Origin of the sequence: Haematospirillum sp. 15-248, assembly GCF_012102665.1 — a bacterium.
Lineage (GTDB): Bacteria > Pseudomonadota > Alphaproteobacteria > Rhodospirillales > Rhodospirillaceae > Haematospirillum.
The window spans coordinates 26593-43176 of the sequence record NZ_JAAVTF010000010.1; the positions used below are offsets into that span (position 1 = coordinate 26593).

Annotated in this window: 12 protein-coding genes and 4 tRNA genes; 14 read left to right on the forward strand and 2 right to left on the reverse strand. The window is 55.3% G+C overall.

Features of this window, described 5'->3' with window-relative positions; genetic code table 11:
- Window positions 1–53: 53 nt before the first annotated feature.
- Both HEQ72_RS08965 and rlmB read right to left on the reverse strand, forming a co-directional pair.
- Window positions 54–129: transfer RNA gene (locus HEQ72_RS08965), tRNA-Thr, on the reverse strand.
- Window positions 130–205: 76 nt separating this feature from the next.
- On the reverse strand, window positions 206–1051 hold the full coding sequence (rlmB, locus tag HEQ72_RS08970) for a 23S rRNA (guanosine(2251)-2'-O)-methyltransferase RlmB (protein ID WP_168023156.1): 846 nt from the start codon (window positions 1049–1051) through the stop codon (window positions 206–208).
- A gap of 132 nt (window positions 1052–1183) precedes the next feature.
- Here rlmB and HEQ72_RS08975 point away from each other — a divergent pair.
- The 14 genes from HEQ72_RS08975 to rpsG all read left to right on the forward strand — a co-directional run bounded on the left by HEQ72_RS08975 (window position 1184) and on the right by rpsG (window position 16571).
- A tRNA-Tyr gene (locus HEQ72_RS08975) sits at window positions 1184–1269 on the forward strand.
- Between the two features lie 53 nt (window positions 1270–1322).
- Window positions 1323–1396: transfer RNA gene (locus HEQ72_RS08980), tRNA-Gly, on the forward strand.
- 90 nt (window positions 1397–1486) lie between these two features.
- Window positions 1487–2677 carry an elongation factor Tu gene (gene tuf, locus HEQ72_RS08985; RefSeq protein WP_168019992.1) on the forward strand — a complete coding sequence of 397 codons (1191 nt, stop codon included), beginning with the start codon at window positions 1487–1489 and terminating at the stop codon, window positions 2675–2677.
- Window positions 2678–2852: 175 nt separating this feature from the next.
- Window positions 2853–2928, forward strand: a tRNA-Trp gene (locus tag HEQ72_RS08990).
- 157 nt (window positions 2929–3085) lie between these two features.
- On the forward strand, window positions 3086–3283 hold the full coding sequence (secE, locus tag HEQ72_RS08995) for a preprotein translocase subunit SecE (protein ID WP_168020008.1): 198 nt from the start codon (window positions 3086–3088) through the stop codon (window positions 3281–3283).
- A gap of 3 nt (window positions 3284–3286) precedes the next feature.
- Window positions 3287–3817 carry a transcription termination/antitermination protein NusG gene (gene nusG / locus HEQ72_RS09000; RefSeq protein ID WP_168023157.1) on the forward strand — a complete coding sequence of 177 codons (531 nt, stop codon included), beginning with the start codon at window positions 3287–3289 and terminating at the stop codon, window positions 3815–3817.
- Window positions 3818–3923: 106 nt separating this feature from the next.
- The gene (rplK, locus tag HEQ72_RS09005) at window positions 3924–4355 is read left to right on the forward strand and encodes a 50S ribosomal protein L11 (RefSeq protein ID WP_168023158.1); all 432 of its coding nucleotides are present in this window, start codon (window positions 3924–3926) and stop codon (window positions 4353–4355) included.
- A gap of 6 nt (window positions 4356–4361) precedes the next feature.
- Entirely contained in the window at window positions 4362–5057 is a 696-nt protein-coding gene (gene rplA, locus HEQ72_RS09010; RefSeq protein WP_168023159.1) for a 50S ribosomal protein L1, read from the forward strand.
- A gap of 310 nt (window positions 5058–5367) precedes the next feature.
- Window positions 5368–5886 carry a 50S ribosomal protein L10 gene (gene rplJ / locus HEQ72_RS09015; RefSeq protein WP_168023160.1) on the forward strand — a complete coding sequence of 173 codons (519 nt, stop codon included), beginning with the start codon at window positions 5368–5370 and terminating at the stop codon, window positions 5884–5886.
- 92 nt (window positions 5887–5978) lie between these two features.
- Window positions 5979–6362 (forward strand): 50S ribosomal protein L7/L12, encoded by a 384-nt coding sequence (rplL, locus tag HEQ72_RS09020; protein WP_168023161.1) that lies wholly within the window; start codon window positions 5979–5981, stop codon window positions 6360–6362.
- A 380-nt stretch (window positions 6363–6742) separates the two neighbouring features.
- On the forward strand, window positions 6743–10924 hold the full coding sequence (gene rpoB, locus HEQ72_RS09025; RefSeq protein WP_168023162.1) for a DNA-directed RNA polymerase subunit beta: 4182 nt from the start codon (window positions 6743–6745) through the stop codon (window positions 10922–10924).
- Window positions 10925–11040: 116 nt separating this feature from the next.
- Window positions 11041–15273: a DNA-directed RNA polymerase subunit beta' gene (gene rpoC, locus HEQ72_RS09030; RefSeq protein ID WP_168023163.1), complete on the forward strand. Its 4233-nt coding sequence runs from the start codon at window positions 11041–11043 to the stop codon at window positions 15271–15273.
- 427 nt (window positions 15274–15700) lie between these two features.
- Window positions 15701–16072, forward strand: a complete 372-nt coding sequence (gene rpsL / locus HEQ72_RS09035) for a 30S ribosomal protein S12 (protein ID WP_066132254.1) — start codon at window positions 15701–15703, stop codon at window positions 16070–16072.
- A gap of 28 nt (window positions 16073–16100) precedes the next feature.
- A complete protein-coding gene (gene rpsG / locus HEQ72_RS09040) occupies window positions 16101–16571 on the forward strand; it encodes a 30S ribosomal protein S7 (protein ID WP_066132251.1) in 471 nt (156 codons plus the stop codon).
- Window positions 16572–16584 lie beyond the last annotated feature (13 nt).

The following is a 16584-nucleotide window of genomic DNA, read 5'->3' on the forward strand; positions in this document are numbered from 1 at the left end:
GGAACAGACAAGATCCCCGGACTTTTGGCGATGTCCGGGGATCTTGTGATATCTGGTGCCCCCAGCAGGACTTGAACCCGCGACCCCCTGATTACAAATCAGGTGCTCTACCAGCTGAGCTATAGGGGCATGATCTGGCTGCGGCACTAAATAAACTGCTGCTCGCCAGAGGGAAACCCCTTTTTTGTGTCTGACAGTATGTTTTTTATACTGTTCTTGCTGTTTGTGTCCGGAAAAGCTCGTACAAGGCCACGGCAGCAGCATTGGAAACGTTCAGACTCTCGACGGCCCCGCTCATCGGCAGGGCTGTGAGAATGTCGCAGTTTTCGCGGGTCAGCCGACGCAGGCCGCTTCCCTCTGATCCAAGTGTCAGCGCTACTTTTCCGGATAGCCGTGCTTCTGGAAGGGTGGAGGGGGCATCTGCGGTCAATCCAGCAATCCAGAAACCGCCGTCCTTGAGAACAGACATTGCCCGTACCAGGTTGGAAACGCGTATCAGGGGCATGCGTTCCAAGGCGCCGGATGCGGATTTGGCCAGTGTTCCTGTTTCTTCCGGTGAATGCCGGTCCTGTATGATAACGGCCAATGCTCCGAAAGCGGCGGCTGACCGGATGATCGCTCCGACATTGTGTGGGTCTGTCACCTGATCCAAGATCAGCACGGTTGCTGAATCCATGTTGTGGGCTCTGGCAACAACATCTTCGGGGCCTATGGCGGGCAAGGCTCTGACCTGCAGGGCAAGGCCCTGGTGCACGCTGCCAGGTGGCAGAAGCAGATCCAGTTCTTCCCGGTCCATAATCGTAGCGGGAATCTGGCGGAGTGTCTGCCTGGCGGTTGTGTCCAGTGTGTCCAGTGCATCCCGTGTAGCCATCAGCTGTACACACGGGCGATCCGGGTTGAGCAGTGCCGCTTCCACGGGGTGCTTTCCGTACAGCCAGATGCCTGTTCCCGCATCGGGATGCCGGGTACGCTCTTCGCGCTGGTGGCCTGCTGCACGGGAGCGTGGGGTGTCGCGTCGTCCGGAGGTTTGGGAACGCGGCTTGCGGGACATGGGGGACTCCTGAAAAGTAAGGGTGCCGGAATAGGTTGGCGTGCAGAGTAGGGCTTATTTTCCCGTTGACAAGGGGGGCTGTGTCCTAGTAAACCCGGGCCTCCCGCCGATGCGGGTTATCGCGGTACCCATGGAGGGGTGGCCGAGTGGTTAATGGCAGCAGACTGTAAATCTGCCGACGGATGTCTACGTAGGTTCGAATCCTACCCCCTCCACCATACAGCAGCGTCATACAGATTTTTACGCTGCCTGTATCATAGGGTACATGTGTGCGGGTGTAGCTTAATGGTAAAGCTCCAGCCTTCCAAGCTGGCTACGTGGGTTCGATTCCCATCACCCGCTCCAATGCACTGAACATTCTCTGGTGTTGTGCCGGGGGCGGCCTTGGCGCACGTCAACCCCCTAACAGGTAGCATTCAGAAGGCATGTGCTGAAATGAGCAAGGCAAAATTTGAGCGGACGAAGCCGCACTGCAACGTTGGCACGATTGGCCACGTTGACCATGGGAAGACGTCATTGACGGCGGCGATCACGAAGGTTCTGGCCGAGACAGGTGGTGCTACGTTTTCTGCGTATGACCAGATTGACAAGGCTCCCGAAGAACGCGCCCGCGGTATTACGATCTCGACGGCCCACGTTGAGTATGAAACGACAAACCGCCATTACGCACACGTTGACTGCCCGGGTCACGCTGACTATGTGAAGAACATGATCACCGGTGCCGCGCAGATGGATGGTGCCATTCTGGTTGTTTCTGCCGCGGATGGCCCGATGCCGCAGACCCGCGAACACATTCTGCTGGCTCGCCAGGTTGGTGTTCCGGCCCTGGTTGTGTTCCTGAACAAGGTTGACCAGGTTGACGATCCAGAGCTTCTGGAGCTGGTTGAGCTGGAAATCCGCGAGCTTCTGTCCTCGTATGACTTCCCCGGGGATGATATTCCTATCATCAAGGGTTCCGCGTTGGCCGTTCTGGAAGACAGTGACCCGAAGATCGGCAAGGAAGCAATTCTGGAGCTGATGCGTGCTGTTGATGAATACATCCCGCAGCCGGATCGTCCGAAAGATCTGCCGTTCCTGATGCCGATCGAAGACGTGTTCACGATTTCGGGTCGTGGTACTGTTGCAACCGGTCGTGTGGAGCGCGGTATCCTGAAGGTCAACGACGAAGTCGAGATCATTGGCCTGAAAGATACCACCAAGACCACCTGTACCGGTGTGGAAATGTTCCGCAAGCTTCTGGATCAGGGTGAGGCCGGTGACAACATCGGTGCGCTGCTGCGTGGCGTAAAGCGTGACGACGTGGTGCGTGGCCAGGTTCTGGCCAAGCCAGGTTCGATTACGCCGCATACCGATTTTGAATCGGAATGCTATATCCTGTCCAAGGATGAAGGCGGCCGTCATACGCCGTTCTTCTCCAATTACCGTCCGCAGTTCTACTTCCGTACTACCGACGTGACCGGAACAATCGAGCTGCCGGAAGGTACCGAGATGGTCATGCCCGGAGACAATATCCGTATCAGCGTTCGCCTGATTGCCCCCATTGCCATGGATGAAGGTCTCCGCTTCGCCATCCGTGAAGGCGGCAGAACCGTCGGCGCCGGCGTCGTCTCCAAAATTAACAAGTAACAATCCAAAATCGAAGTCGTTCCGGAAGGTTTGAATGAAATCTTCCGGAAAAGGCTTGATCTTTCCGGGGTGTCCGGTTATACCCTGCCGCTCCGGTCATTTCGGAGAAAAGCCAAGGCAAAATTTGCAGTGTAATGCGCATCTTGTGCTTTTTGGTTCGGTCTAGGCGTCCTGAAGGGGTGTAGCTCAACTGGTAGAGCACCGGTCTCCAAAACCGGGGGTTGCAGGTTCGATCCCTGTCGCCCCTGCCAAGGATTTCTGAAAGACCGTGCCCGGCCAATGCCGGGCGCTGTCGTATCGTGTTGGTGTCTGTGTGTGGTTCCTGCACAAGTTGGTCCGGAGCCTCCTTGTTGTGTCGTTTCCTGTGTTTGATGTTGTGCAGTTTTCCGGTGGGTGTTGAGTAGAGCCATGGCAAAAACCAATCTTGGTCAGTTTGTGCGGCAGGTCCGCCAAGAGGTTGCGCGTGTTGTGTGGCCAACCCGCAAGGAGGCCGCGGTATCTACCGTCATGGTCTTTGTGATGGTTGTTCTCGCAGCGCTTTTTTTCTTGATGGTGGACCAGGTTCTTGCTTGGGGCGTGAAGCTGATTTTTGGCCTGGGAGGCTGATCTATGGAAGCGCGTTGGTACGTTCTGCACGTTTATTCCGGGTTTGAGAACAAGGTTGCCCAGTCCATTCGCGAGCAGGCTGTTCGCAAGGGGCTGGATGTGCAGTTTGAGGAAATTATGGTGCCGACCGAGGAAGTGGTGGAAATCCGCCGTGGCTCCAAGGTTCATGCTGATCGCAAGTTTTTCCCCGGTTATGTTCTTCTCAAGATGCAGATGACGGACGAGAGTTGGCATTTGGTGAAGGATACGCCGAAGGTCACTGGGTTTCTGGGTGGTCGCGGGCGTCCTGTTCCGATTACTCAGCAAGAGGCTGAGCGCATTATCAATCAGGTGCGTGAAGGTGTTGAGCATCCAAAATCTTCTGTTACGTTCGAGGTGGGTGAGCAAATTCGTGTTGCGGATGGCCCGTTTGCCTCGTTCAATGGAATGGTTGAGGAAGTTGACGAAGAGCGCGCCCGTCTGAAGGTTTCTGTGTCTATCTTCGGTCGTGCAACGCCCGTGGATCTTGAGTTCTCCCAAGTCGAAAAGGTCTAGGGGGGTATTTCTGCTTCTGCGGCTATGCTTTGCGCTGAGCAGTGGTTTTTGTGTGGAAGGCCTGTGCCGGGCTGTACCACAGCCTTTCTTTGTGATGAGGTAAAAAATGGCAAAAAAAGTAGTTGGTTATGTCAAGCTGCAGGTGCCGGCGGGCAAGGCTAATCCGTCTCCGCCGATTGGTCCGGCGCTTGGTCAGCGTGGCCTGAATATCATGGAGTTCTGTAAAGGCTTCAACGCTGCAACCCAAGGGATTGAGCCGGGTACGCCAATTCCGGTTGTCATCACAGCCTATGGTGATCGTACGTTCTCTTTTGTTCTCAAGACGCCGCCTGTCAGCTACTTCTTGAAGAAGGAAGCTAGTGTCGCCAAGGGATCTACAACGCCGGGTCGCGGTGCCAGCGTTGGTCGGGTCACATCGGCGCAGATTCACAAGATTGCTCAGGTCAAGATGGTTGACCTTAACTGCGATACAGTTGAATCGGCCGCTGAGATGATCAGGGGTTCTGCCCGTTCCATGGGTCTGGTGGTTGAGGAGTAAGGGACGATGGCAAAGCTTGGCAAGCGTCTGTCCGCAGCTTATGAAAGCGTTAATCGCGAGAAGCTGTACACATTGGTTGAGGCAGTTGGTCTTGTGAAGGAAGGCTCCCGGGCCAAGTTCGACGAGACGATCGAGGTTGCGGTTAATCTGGGTGTTGATCCCCGGCACGCTGACCAGATGGTTCGTGGTGTCGTAGAGTTGCCGCACGGAACAGGCAAGGCTGTTCGGGTTGCTGTGTTTGCAAAGGCCGGCAAGGCTGATGAAGCAAAGGCTGCCGGGGCTGATATTGTCGGTGCCGAAGAGCTTCTGGAAACAATCCAGCAGGGCAAGATCGACTTTGATCGCTGCATTGCATCACCTGACATGATGGGTCTGGTTGGGCGTGTTGCAAAAATCCTTGGTCCTCGTGGTCTGATGCCCAACCCAAAGCTGGGTACCGTGACGGTTGATGTCGTCTCTGCTGTCAAGGCAGCCAAGGCAGGTCAGGTTCAGTTCCGTGTCGAAAAAGCCGGTATTGTTCACGCAGGTATTGGTAAGGCTTCCTTTGATGAGGGTAAGCTGGTAGAGAATGTCCGGGCCTTTGTTGATGCTCTTCAGAAGGCGAAGCCGTCTGGGGCGAAGGGGTCCTATATGCAGAAAGTTTCGCTCAGCTCCACCATGGGGCCGGGTGTTAAGGTCAGCATTCCTTCCATTGCGGGGTAATGCTGTTGTCTGTCAGGGCGGTTTTTATGCCGCCTTGGCGGAAGCTCTGGTTGATCCGGGGTTTATGACCTGTCCAAGACTACGGGTACCTTGCGTGGGCAAGGTTCTAAGAGGGGAGCGCCCCGCCTGTACAGACGGGAGTTGAAGAGTTTGTCAGTCGGTTTTCCTGATGCCTGTGTGTCAGAGTTCCGTTGTCGAGTTTCAGCTTCCGGGGCAGATGATACCCTCCGTACTTTTTGTATTGGAGGACGTCGCAACCAATCCTGTCCGGTATGTTTGCCGGGTCAGGGTGAAGAAGCGGAGACGCACCGTGAACCGTGAACAGAAACAGGAGTTGGTGTCCGAACTCCACGGTCTGTTCGGAGAAGTATCCACCGTTGTGGTTGCCCATTATTCCGGGCTGACCGTGGCGGATCTGGAATCTCTTCGTAAACAGATGCGCGCAGTAGGCGCCAGTTTCCGTGTAACCAAGAATCGGCTCACGCGTATTGCTCTTGAGGGTACGAAGTTTGATGGCCTTTCCAGCCTTCTTACCGGACCGACCGGCATGGCCGTGTCGGCTGACCCGGTAGCTGCTGCGAAGGCCATGGTCGAGTTTGCCAAGACGAATCCAAAGTTGATTATTCTTGGCGGTGTCATGGATGGAAATGCCCTGAACGTCGATGGCGTCAAGGCCTTGGCATCCTTGCCCAGCCTCGATGAACTTCGTGCCAAGCTGGTTGGCATGCTGCAAACTCCGGCCACGCGTGTGGCGACCGTGCTGTCTCAGCCCGGCGCCATCGTGGCTCGCGTTCTCAATGCCTATGCAACCAAGGGCGAAGTCGCCTGAGTCGTTATTTTTCCCGTGGTAAGCGGGGAAAGAAAACCATTTGCCGGGCTGTCTGATGTCTGTTTAGTCCGGCTGACATACGGAGTAAGAAAATGGCTGATGTTGCCAATAAGCTTGTTGCTGAACTGTCCTCTCTGACTGTTCTTGAAGCCGCTGAGTTGTGCAAGATGCTGGAAGAGAAGTGGGGCGTTTCCGCTGCCGCTCCGGTGGCTGTCGCAGCTGCTGCCCCTGGCGCTGCTGCCCCGGCCGCTGAAGAAAAGACAGAATTTGATGTTGTTCTCGCTTCCGTCGATCAGAGCGTAAAGATTGCCGTAATCAAGGAAGTTCGCGTTATAGATCCCAAATTGGATCTGAAACAAGCGAAGGAGATCGTTGAAAGCGCGCCGAAAGTTGTGAAGGCAGCTGTTTCCAAGGAAGAGGCTCAAAAGATCAAGGAGCAGTTGGAGAAAGTTGGCGCTAAGGCTGAGCTGAAGTAATTTCCGTTCTGCTGTCCCAGTTTTGCCGGGGGTCACAAATGCGACCCCCGGCACGCTGTCGTTCTTATATCCTGAATTGCAGGATGAGGCGTGTGGTGTTAGAAAAGCGGAGCTTGCTGCGTGGCAGCGTATTTTAATAGTTCAGGGTTCCTCCCCAGAATCTGGCTGTTCTAGGTTTTGCGGAGGTCAGTCCGGACGCCGTATGACAGGGCACATGCGGGCAGTAGGACTGAGCCACCTTGTATTTGGGAATGGCGGTTTGGTGCATGCTCTGGCGCCTTCTGCCACGGCCTTCTTCTGTAGATTTCAGGAGTGGGCCGCGTTCAGTCTGCAAGATCTTCAAAGATCCACGCGGGCATGTCACAGACTAAGGAGCGACAATGGCTAGGTCCTTTACAGGTCGGAAACGGGTACGTAAGAGTTTTGGGCGCATCCGCACGGTGGCCCCCATGCCGAACCTGATTGAGGTTCAGAAAAACTCCTACGATCAGTTCCTTCAGACAGGAATCCCTGCGGATAAAAGAACCCCTTCGGGTTTGCAGGAAGTGTTCAAGTCAGTTTTTCCGATCAAGGATTTTGCCGGGAAGGGCGAGCTTGAGTTTGTCCGTTATGAGCTGGAAGATCCCAAGTATGACGTTGACGAGTGCCAGCAGCGTGGAATGACCTTTGCGGCTCCGCTGAAGGTAACGCTTCGTTTGGTCGTCTGGGACATTGATGAAGATACGGGTGCCCGTTCTGTTCGCGATATCAAGGAGCAGGATGTGTACATGGGGGATATGCCCCTGATGACCCGTAATGGTACCTTTATTGTGAATGGTACCGAGCGTGTTATCGTTTCCCAGATGCACCGTTCTCCTGGTGTGTTTTTTGATCATGACAAGGGCAAGACCCATTCGTCGGGCAAATACCTCTTTGCCGCGCGCGTGATTCCCTACCGTGGCTCGTGGCTGGATTTTGAGTTTGATGCAAAGGACATGGTCTATGTCCGTATCGACCGTCGCCGCAAGCTGCCGGTCAGCACCCTGTTGTATGCGCTTGATTCCAAGGCTGCAGAGGCTTTGCGTGTGGAGCGCGCCCGTGCCCGCCAGCCACTGGATCCTGCTGAGCTGACCGGGCTGTGTGCCGAAGATATTCTGAACTATTTCTACGACCGTATCGTCTATACGGCCGATGCTCGTGGGTGGAAGACGGCTTTTGTTCCCGAACGTCTGAAGGGCGTGAAGCTTCCCTATGATTTGATTGATGCTGCTACGGGTGAGCTGAAAGCGGAAGCCGGTACCAAGGTTAGCCCACGTCTTGGCAAGAAGCTGATCGATGATGGACTTTCGGAGATGCGTGTCCCTGTCGAGGACCTCGTCGGGCGCTATGTTGCCGAAGACATCATTAATCCGGCGACAGGGGAAGTGTTCCTTGAAGCGGGTCAGGAAATTACCGAGTCAAGCTTGGCGGAGCTTGACAGGAACGGTATTGACGAGTTGCCAACCCTGCATATTGATCATGTTCAGGTTGGGCCGTATATCCGTAATACGTTGTTCGCGGACAAGAATGCCTGCCGTGAAGAAGCGCTAATCGATATTTACCGTGTTATGCGCCCGGGTGAGCCGCCAACACTTGAGGCAGCTGAACTGCTGTTCCGTGGCTTGTTCTTCGATCCGGAGCGTTACGACCTTTCGGCCGTTGGTCGCGTGAAGATGAACTCCCGCTTGAGTCTGTCGATGGATGAGGCGCCGGATACGGTTCGTGTTCTCCGTCGGGATGACATCCTGCGTATTATCAAGGTTCTGGTAGAGTTGAAGGACGGGCGTGGGGAGATCGATGATATCGATCACTTGGGTAACCGTCGTGTTCGCTCTGTCGGCGAATTGATGGAAAACCAGTACCGTGTTGGCTTGCTGCGTATGGAGCGCGCAATCCGCGAGCGTATGTCCAGCGTGGATATTGATACGGTCATGCCTCATGATCTTGTCAATGCCAAGCCTGCTGCTGCTGCTGTGCGCGAGTTCTTTGGGTCTTCCCAGCTTTCGCAGTTCATGGACCAGACCAACCCACTGTCGGAAGTGACGCACAAGCGGCGTTTGTCGGCCTTGGGTCCAGGTGGTCTGACGCGTGAGCGTGCCGGGTTCGAGGTTCGAGACGTTCACCCGACCCACTACGGTCGTATCTGCCCGATTGAAACGCCGGAAGGGCCGAACATTGGTCTGATCAACAGCTTGGCAACGTATGCTCGTGTCAATCAGTACGGGTTTATCGAGGCTCCTTATCGCAAGGTTGTCGACGGGCGTGTGACCGATGAAGTCATCTACATGTCCGCAATGGAAGAGGGTCGCTACACAGTGGCCCAGGCTAATGCCGAACTGGATGCAGAGGGTCGTTTTGTCGGCGATCTGGTGTCCTGTCGGGCGGCTAGTGACTACGTTATGGTGCCGCCTTCGGACATTGACTATGCCGACGTGTCGCCCAAGCAGCTGGTCTCTGTGGCTGCAGCCCTGATTCCGTTCCTGGAAAATGACGATGCCAACCGCGCCCTCATGGGATCGAACATGCAGCGCCAGGCTGTGCCTCTGATCCGTGCCGAAGCACCTTTTGTCGGTACTGGTATGGAAGGTGTCGTGGCCCGTGATTCCGGGGCGGCCATTTCAGCTGGCCGGACCGGTATTGTCCAGCAGGTTGACGCAACGCGTATCGTGATTCGGGCAACCGAAGATGTAGATGCGGCGCGTTCTGGTGTGGATATCTATCGTTTGGCCAAGTTCCAGCGTTCAAACCAGAGCACTTGTATTACCCAGCGTCCTTTGGTCAAGGTGGGTGATATCGTCCGCAAGGGTGATATTATTGCCGATGGTCCATCGACGGACTTGGGTGAACTGGCTCTTGGACGTAACGTGCTGGTCGCCTTCATGCCATGGAATGGCTTCAACTATGAAGATTCGATCCTGATTTCTGAACGGATCGTGCGCGATGACGTGTTCACCTCGATTCATATCGAAGAATTTGAAGTCATGGCACGTGATACCAAGCTGGGTCAGGAAGAAATCAGCCGCGACATTCCCAATGTTGGTGAGGATGCCCTGCGCAATCTTGATGAAGCCGGCATTGTTTACATCGGTGCTGAGGTCAAGGCCGGGGATATTCTGGTCGGCAAGGTAACGCCAAAGGGCGAAAGCCCCGTGACACCGGAAGAAAAGCTTCTGCGTGCCATTTTCGGTGAGAAGGCTTCTGATGTCCGTGATACATCGCTGCGCTTGCCGCCGGGTGTTCAGGGTACTGTGGTCGAAGTGCGTGTTTTCAACCGCCGCGGTGTGGAAAAAGACGAGCGTACCTTGGCGATTGAGCGTGCCGAGATCGAGGCCTTGGCCAAGGATCGTGATGACGAACGGGCTATCCTGGACGGTTCTTTCAGCAATCGCCTGAAGGAGAAGCTGCTGGGGCAGAAGGCTGTGGCCGGCCCACGTGGTTTCCGTGTTGGAGCCGTGCTGTCAGATGAAGTGCTGAAGGAATATACTCCGGGGCAGTGGCGTCAGTTTGCTCTTGAAGCGGATGATGTCATGGCCGAGATCGAGGGGATGAAGAAGACCCACGAGGAGGCTATTGCCCAGCTTCAGGCTCGCTTTGAAAGCAAGGTGGAGAAGCTGCAGCGTGGTGACGAGCTGCCTCCGGGCGTTTTGAAGATGGTCAAGGTTTTCGTGGCTGTGAAGCGCAAGTTGCAGCCCGGAGACAAGATGGCCGGACGCCATGGGAACAAGGGTGTTATCTCCCGCATTGTTCCGATTGAGGACATGCCCTACCTTGCTGATGGAACGCAGGTGGATATCGTGCTCAATCCGTTGGGCGTGCCTTCCCGTATGAACGTCGGACAGATTCTGGAGACCCATCTGGGCTGGGCCTGCCGTGGTCTTGGCAAGCAGGTTGGTGAGTATCTGGATGCCGTGCGGTATAACAACCGGACCATGGATGATCTGCGTGACAAGCTGAAAGCTGTCTATGGGCCAGAAGCCTACAAAGCCGAGGTGGCCGATCTGGGTGACGAGGAAGTGCGTGAGCTGGCTTCCAACCTGAGAAATGGCATCCCCATTGCCACGCCTGTGTTCGATGGTGCGCGTGAAAGCGACATCGCTGAGCATCTGGCCATGGCCGGCCTGCAGACATCTGGTCAAGTGATGCTGTATGATGGCCGGACGGGTGAACCGTTCGACCGGGAAGTTACTGTGGGCTATATCTACATGCTCAAGCTTCACCACTTGGTTGATGACAAGATACACGCCCGTTCCATCGGCCCCTATTCGCTTGTGACCCAGCAGCCTCTGGGCGGTAAGGCCCAGTTTGGTGGACAGCGCTTCGGGGAAATGGAAGTGTGGGCCTTGGAGGCGTATGGGGCAGCCTATACCCTGCAGGAAATGTTGACGGTCAAGTCGGACGATGTTTCCGGTCGTACGAAGGTCTATGAGGCGATCGTGCGCGGTGACGATACGTTCGAGGCAGGTATCCCTGAATCGTTCAACGTTCTGGTGAAAGAGATGCGGTCGTTGGGTCTGGATGTGGAGCTTTTGCAGAGCGACAGCTAGGCAATCCCTGTCCATATCGAACAGCCCCTGACGTAACCATTTTTAAAGGAAGAGCGCGGACAGCGGGATGAAAACCAAAGAGCGGTTTCATCCCTTCCCGCGACAGGAGAGCAGGCATGAATGACCTCATGAAGATCTTCGGTCAGGCCAGCGGCAGCCAGTCGTTTGACCAGATCAAGATTTCCATCGCCAGCCCTGAGAAGATCCGTTCCTGGTCTTTTGGCGAGATCAAAAAGCCGGAAACGATAAACTATCGTACCTTCAAGCCAGAGCGTGACGGGCTTTTCTGCGCCCGCACCTTTGGGCCGGTGAAGGACTATGAGTGCTTGTGCGGCAAGTACAAGCGCATGAAGTTCCGCGGCATTATCTGCGAAAAGTGCGGTGTTGAAGTCACCCTTTCCAAAGTCCGCCGCGAGCGTATGGGCCATATCGAGCTTGCTGCTCCCGTGGCTCATATCTGGTTTCTGAAGTCGTTGCCCAGCCGCATCGGTTTGTTGCTGGACATGACGCTGAAGGATCTGGAACGCCTTCTGTATTTTGAAAACTACTTGGTTATCGAACCTGGGCTGACCCCTCTGAAGCAGTATGAGCTGCTGACAGAAGAGCAGTACCAGCGTGCCCAGGAAGAATATGGCGAGGACAGCTTTACGGCCGGAATTGGTGCCGAGGCGATTCGCGATATGCTGATGGCCTTGGATCTTGAGGAGCTCAAGGTTCAGATTCGCACTGAGATGCGTGAGACGTCTTCGGAAGCCAAGCGCAAGAAGTTGGTCAAGCGCTTGAAGCTTGTTGAGGCTTTCCTGGAATCCAGCTGTCGTCCGGAGTGGATGATTCTGGAAGTTATTCCAGTTATCCCGCCTGAATTGCGCCCGCTGGTGCCTCTTGACGGTGGTCGTTTCGCCACGTCGGACCTCAATGATCTGTACCGGCGTGTGATCAACCGTAACAACCGCCTCAAGCGTTTGATCGAATTGCGTTGTCCGGAAATCATTATCCGCAACGAAAAGCGTATGCTGCAGGAATCTGTAGATGCCCTGTTCGACAACGGTCGTCGTGGTCGTGCGATTACCGGGGCCAACAAGCGTCCGCTGAAGTCTTTGGCTGACATGCTCAAGGGCAAGCAGGGTCGCTTCCGTCAGAACCTGCTTGGCAAGCGCGTCGATTATTCCGGTCGTTCGGTCATCGTGGTTGGTCCGGAGTTGAAGCTGCACCAGTGCGGTTTGCCGAAGAAGATGGCGCTGGAACTCTTCAAGCCCTTTATTTACTCCAAGCTTGAACTGTACGGTTTGGCCACGACCATCAAGGCGGCCAAGCGTATGGTCGAGAAGGAGCGTCCCGAGGTTTGGGATATTCTGGAAGAGGTCATCCGCGAGCATCCCGTGATGCTCAACCGTGCTCCGACATTGCACCGCCTGGGGATCCAGGCGTTTGAGCCGGTTCTGGTTGAAGGTAAGGCGATTAACCTGCATCCGTTGGTGTGTACGGCATTCAACGCCGACTTTGACGGTGACCAGATGGCCGTACACGTTCCGCTGTCCCTTGAGGCACAGCTGGAAGCCCGTGTGTTGATGATGTCAACCAACAACATCCTTAGCCCGGCGAACGGAAAGCCCATTATTGTGCCAACCCAGGACATGGTTCTTGGGCTGTACTACATGAGTCTCGAACGCGAAGGCGAGAAGGGCGGTGTCGCCAAGGTCATGGTTGGTGGCGTTGAGCATGAGCGCTGGACTACGTTCGGCGATCTGGCTGAAATCGAGCATGCCTTGAATGCCGGCACTGTTTCTCTGCATGCCCGGGTGAAGGCCCGGTTGAAAACCGTGGATGCAGAAGGTCAGCCTGTTGTGCGTACGGTGGTTACAACCCCGGGCCGGATGATCTTGGCCAGTGTATTGCCGCACCACGCCAAGGTGCCTTTCGAACTGATCAACCGCTTGCTGCGCAAGAAGGATATCCAGGACGTTATTGATACGGTTTACCGTCACTGCGGTCAGAAAGAGACCGTGATTTTCTGTGATCGCATCATGGCTCTGGGCTTCCGTCAGGCTGCAAAGGCCGGTATTTCCTTCGGCAAGGACGACATGGTCATCCCAGCCACCAAGGAAAAGCTGGTGCTGGAGACCGAGACCCAGGTCAAGGAGTTCGAGCAGCAGTACCAGGAAGGCCTGATTACCCAGGGCGAAAAGTACAACAAGGTTGTTGATGCTTGGTCGCAGTGTACGGATCGTGTTGCCGACGAGATGATGAAGGAAATCTCGCGCATCGAGCCGGGCAAGCCGATCAACTCAGTTTACATGATGGCACACTCCGGTGCGCGTGGATCAGCTGCCCAGATGAAGCAGCTGGCCGGGATGCGTGGCCTTATGGCCAAGCCGGACGGTTCTATCATCGAGACGCCTATTCTGTCGAACTTCAAGGAAGGTTTGACGGTTCTTGAGTACTTCAACTCTACTCACGGTGCCCGTAAGGGGCTGGCGGATACCGCTCTGAAAACAGCAAATTCCGGATATCTGACCCGCCGTCTGGTCGATGTGGCCCAGGATGCCATCATCACCGAAGAAGACTGCGGAACAGAGCGCGGCTTAACCGCTGTTCCGGTGATGGACGGTGGTGAGCTGGTTGTTTCCCTTGCTGAACGTATTCTGGGTCGGACGGCTGCGGAAGATGCGCTGAACCCTTCCACGGGTGAAGTCGTTTTCCCCAAAGGTGAGATTATTACCGAAGCCGATGTAGAGCGGATTGAGGCAGCCGGGATTGAATCCTTGCTTATTCGGTCAGTTCTGACATGCGAAACGCAGACAGGAACCTGTGCGAAGTGCTACGGTCGCGACTTGGCACGTGGAACGCCGGTAAATATCGGTGAGGCTGTTGGTGTGATTGCCGCGCAGTCCATTGGTGAGCCGGGCACGCAGTTGACCATGCGTACGTTCCACATCGGTGGTGCGGCCCAGCGTGGTGCGGAGCAGTCCAGTATCGAGGCATCGTTCGACTCCCGCGTGAAGCTGGAAAATCTTGGTATTGTCCGCAATTCCGAAGGCATCAATATCGTCTTGTCGCGCAACTGCGAAGTTGTCCTGCTGGATGCTTCGGGTCGTGAGCGCGCCCGTCATCGGGTTCCATACGGCGCAAAGCTGTATGTAACGGATGGTCAGAATGTAACCCGTGCGACCAAGATGGCCGAGTGGGATCCGTATACGCTGCCCATCATTACTGAAAAAGAAGGTACGGTTCACTTCATGGATCTCGTCGAAGGCGTGTCCATGCGTGAGCAGATGGACGAAGCGACCGGTATTTCCTCGCGTGTGGTCGTGGACTGGAAATCGCAGCCGCGTGGTGCGGATCTGCGCCCCAGAATTACTCTGCGTGATGAGGCCGGTGAGCTGATCATGCTGCCGAGCGGGGTTGAAGCACGTTATTACATGTCTGTCGACTCGATCCTTTCTGTCGAGCCGGGGCAGCGTGTCAGTGCGGGTGACGTTTTGGCTCGTATTCCGCGCGAAAGCTCCAAAACACGCGACATCACCGGTGGTCTGCCCCGGGTTGCGGAGTTGTTTGAAGCACGGAAGCCGAAAGATCACGCGATTATCGCCGAGATCGATGGTCGGGTTGAGTTCGGTAAGGACTACAAGAACAAGCGTCGTGTTCTGGTCGTTCCCATCACAGAAGATGGTCCGGGCGAGCCGATGGAATACTTGGTTCCCAAGGGTAAGCACCTGGCCGTCCAGGAAGGTGATTATGTCAAGAGAGGCGATCCGTTGATGGATGGAAACCCCGTCCCGCATGATATCTTGCGGGTCATGGGAGTTGAGGCTTTGGCTGACTATTTGATCAAGGAGATCCAGGACGTTTATCGTCTTCAGGGCGTCAAGATCAATGACAAGCACATTGAGGTCATTGTTCGTCAGATGCTCCAGAAGGTTGAAATCTCCGAGGCTGGCGACACCACCTTCCTAGTTGGTGAGCAGGTCGATCGTATCGACTTCCAGAACGAAAACGAGAAGACCATTCGTGAAGGTGGCCGTGAGGCTGTGGGTGTTCCTGTTCTTCAGGGTATCACCAAGGCATCTTTGCAGACCCACTCTTTCGTTTCTGCGGCTTCGTTCCAGGAGACGACCCGGGTTCTGACCGAAGCATCTACTTCTGGAAAGGTGGATGCTCTGGTAGGCCTGAAGGAAAATGTGATCGTCGGTCGCCTGATTCCAGCCGGAACGGGTGCTGCGATGAACAAGTACCGTCAGGTTGCGGCACGTCGCGATCGCGAGCTTGCGGCTGTCCAAGAGGCCGCAGCCGAGTCGGTACCTGTTATCTCGTCATTATCAGCGGCTGGAGTCGTTCCTCCTGCTGAGTAATTTTGTGCAGGATTTGGTATTTTGCCGTTGATTTAACATGTTTTGCCAAGATGGCCCGGGTCATGATTATTTTTGTGACCCGGGCCTTTTTCGTGCCAGTGCTCGTCAGAAATCCTGTTCAAAAGCTTTTTCTTGACGCTGGCAGGGGCTGATCATAGTATGCGCGCCTCGATTGCCCGGTTTTATCGTGTGCCATGATTATGTGGCGGTTTTTCTGAAGCCAGCCTCTTTCGTGCATAAGAGCCGAATCGCCTTCGGGTCTCTGTAGGGTGTTTTGTGCTCGTCTGTTCTATGGAACTTATCGTGGAGCAGCTTTGGGTCGGGGGTGTGTGAGCAGGCGTCTTTTGACGTCGGCCGTGCGGAATAGTGGCGCCATTCAAGGTGTCGAAAAAGGCAACGCGCAAGCGTAAGTAAAGAAGGAACGGCAATGCCGACAATCAATCAGCTGGTCCGTCAAGGCCGCCAGCCGGCTGTAAAACGGAACAAGGCCCCGGCGATGCAGGGTTGCCCACAGAAGCGTGGCGTTTGTACCCGTGTTTATACGACGACCCCAAAGAAGCCGAACTCGGCGCTTCGTAAGGTGGCGCGTCTTCGTCTGACCAATGGTTTTGAGGTGACGGCCTATATTCCTGGTGAGGGTCATAATCTTCAGGAGCACTCTGTCGTTCTGGCTCGCGGTGGGCGTGTGCCTGACTTGCCGGGTGTGCGTTACCATATCATCCGCGGTACCCTGGATACCCAGGGCGTGAAGGATCGCAAGCAGCGTCGCTCGAAGTATGGCGCGAAGCGTCCGAAGTAAGTCCTCAGGTTCCAGGGAAATATAACCCATGTCTCGTCGTCATAGAGCTGAAAAGCGCGAAATTCTGCCCGATGCGAAATTTGGTGATCTTGTAATCGCCAAGTTCATCAACTCCATCATGCTGGATGGCAAGAAGGCCGTTGCTGAGAAGATTGTCTACGGTGCTCTGGATAAGATTGGTGCCAAGTCAGGCTCTGATCCTGTGCAGCTGTTCCATGGTGCGGTTGATAATATAAAGCCTTCAGTTGAGGTGCGTTCCCGCCGTGTTGGCGGTGCGACCTACCAGGTTCCTGTGGAGGTGCGTCCTGAGCGTCGTCAGGCGCTGGCCTTCCGTTGGTTGGCAGACTTTGCGCGCAAGCGTTCTGAGTCCACGATGATTGATCGTCTTTCCGGCGAGCTTCTGGATGCTGCCAACAATCGTGGTGGCGCTGTCAAGAAGCGTGAGGATACCCATCGTATGGCAGAGGCCAACAAGGCCTTCTCTCATTACCGCTGGTAACGTGAATAGAGGG

What these genes read in the sequence shown, in the direction of transcription:
- rpoC (WP_168023163.1), top strand. Translation starts at nt 11,041, where the DNA reads ATGAATGACCTCATGAAGATCTTCGGTCAGGCCAGCGGCAGCCAGTCG.
- rpoB (WP_168023162.1), top strand. Translation starts at nt 6,743, where the DNA reads ATGGCTAGGTCCTTTACAGGTCGGAAACGGGTACGTAAGAGTTTTGGG.
- rplA (WP_168023159.1), top strand. Translation starts at nt 4,362, where the DNA reads ATGGCAAAGCTTGGCAAGCGTCTGTCCGCAGCTTATGAAAGCGTTAAT.
- secE (WP_168020008.1), top strand. Translation starts at nt 3,086, where the DNA reads ATGGCAAAAACCAATCTTGGTCAGTTTGTGCGGCAGGTCCGCCAAGAG.
- nusG (WP_168023157.1), top strand. Translation starts at nt 3,287, where the DNA reads ATGGAAGCGCGTTGGTACGTTCTGCACGTTTATTCCGGGTTTGAGAAC.
- rplL (WP_168023161.1), top strand. Translation starts at nt 5,979, where the DNA reads ATGGCTGATGTTGCCAATAAGCTTGTTGCTGAACTGTCCTCTCTGACT.
- rplK (WP_168023158.1), top strand. Translation starts at nt 3,924, where the DNA reads ATGGCAAAAAAAGTAGTTGGTTATGTCAAGCTGCAGGTGCCGGCGGGC.
- tuf (WP_168019992.1), top strand. Translation starts at nt 1,487, where the DNA reads ATGAGCAAGGCAAAATTTGAGCGGACGAAGCCGCACTGCAACGTTGGC.
- rpsG (WP_066132251.1), top strand. Translation starts at nt 16,101, where the DNA reads ATGTCTCGTCGTCATAGAGCTGAAAAGCGCGAAATTCTGCCCGATGCG.
- rpsL (WP_066132254.1), top strand. Translation starts at nt 15,701, where the DNA reads ATGCCGACAATCAATCAGCTGGTCCGTCAAGGCCGCCAGCCGGCTGTA.
- rlmB (WP_168023156.1), bottom strand. Translation starts at nt 1,051, where the DNA reads ATGTCCCGCAAGCCGCGTTCCCAAACCTCCGGACGACGCGACACCCCA.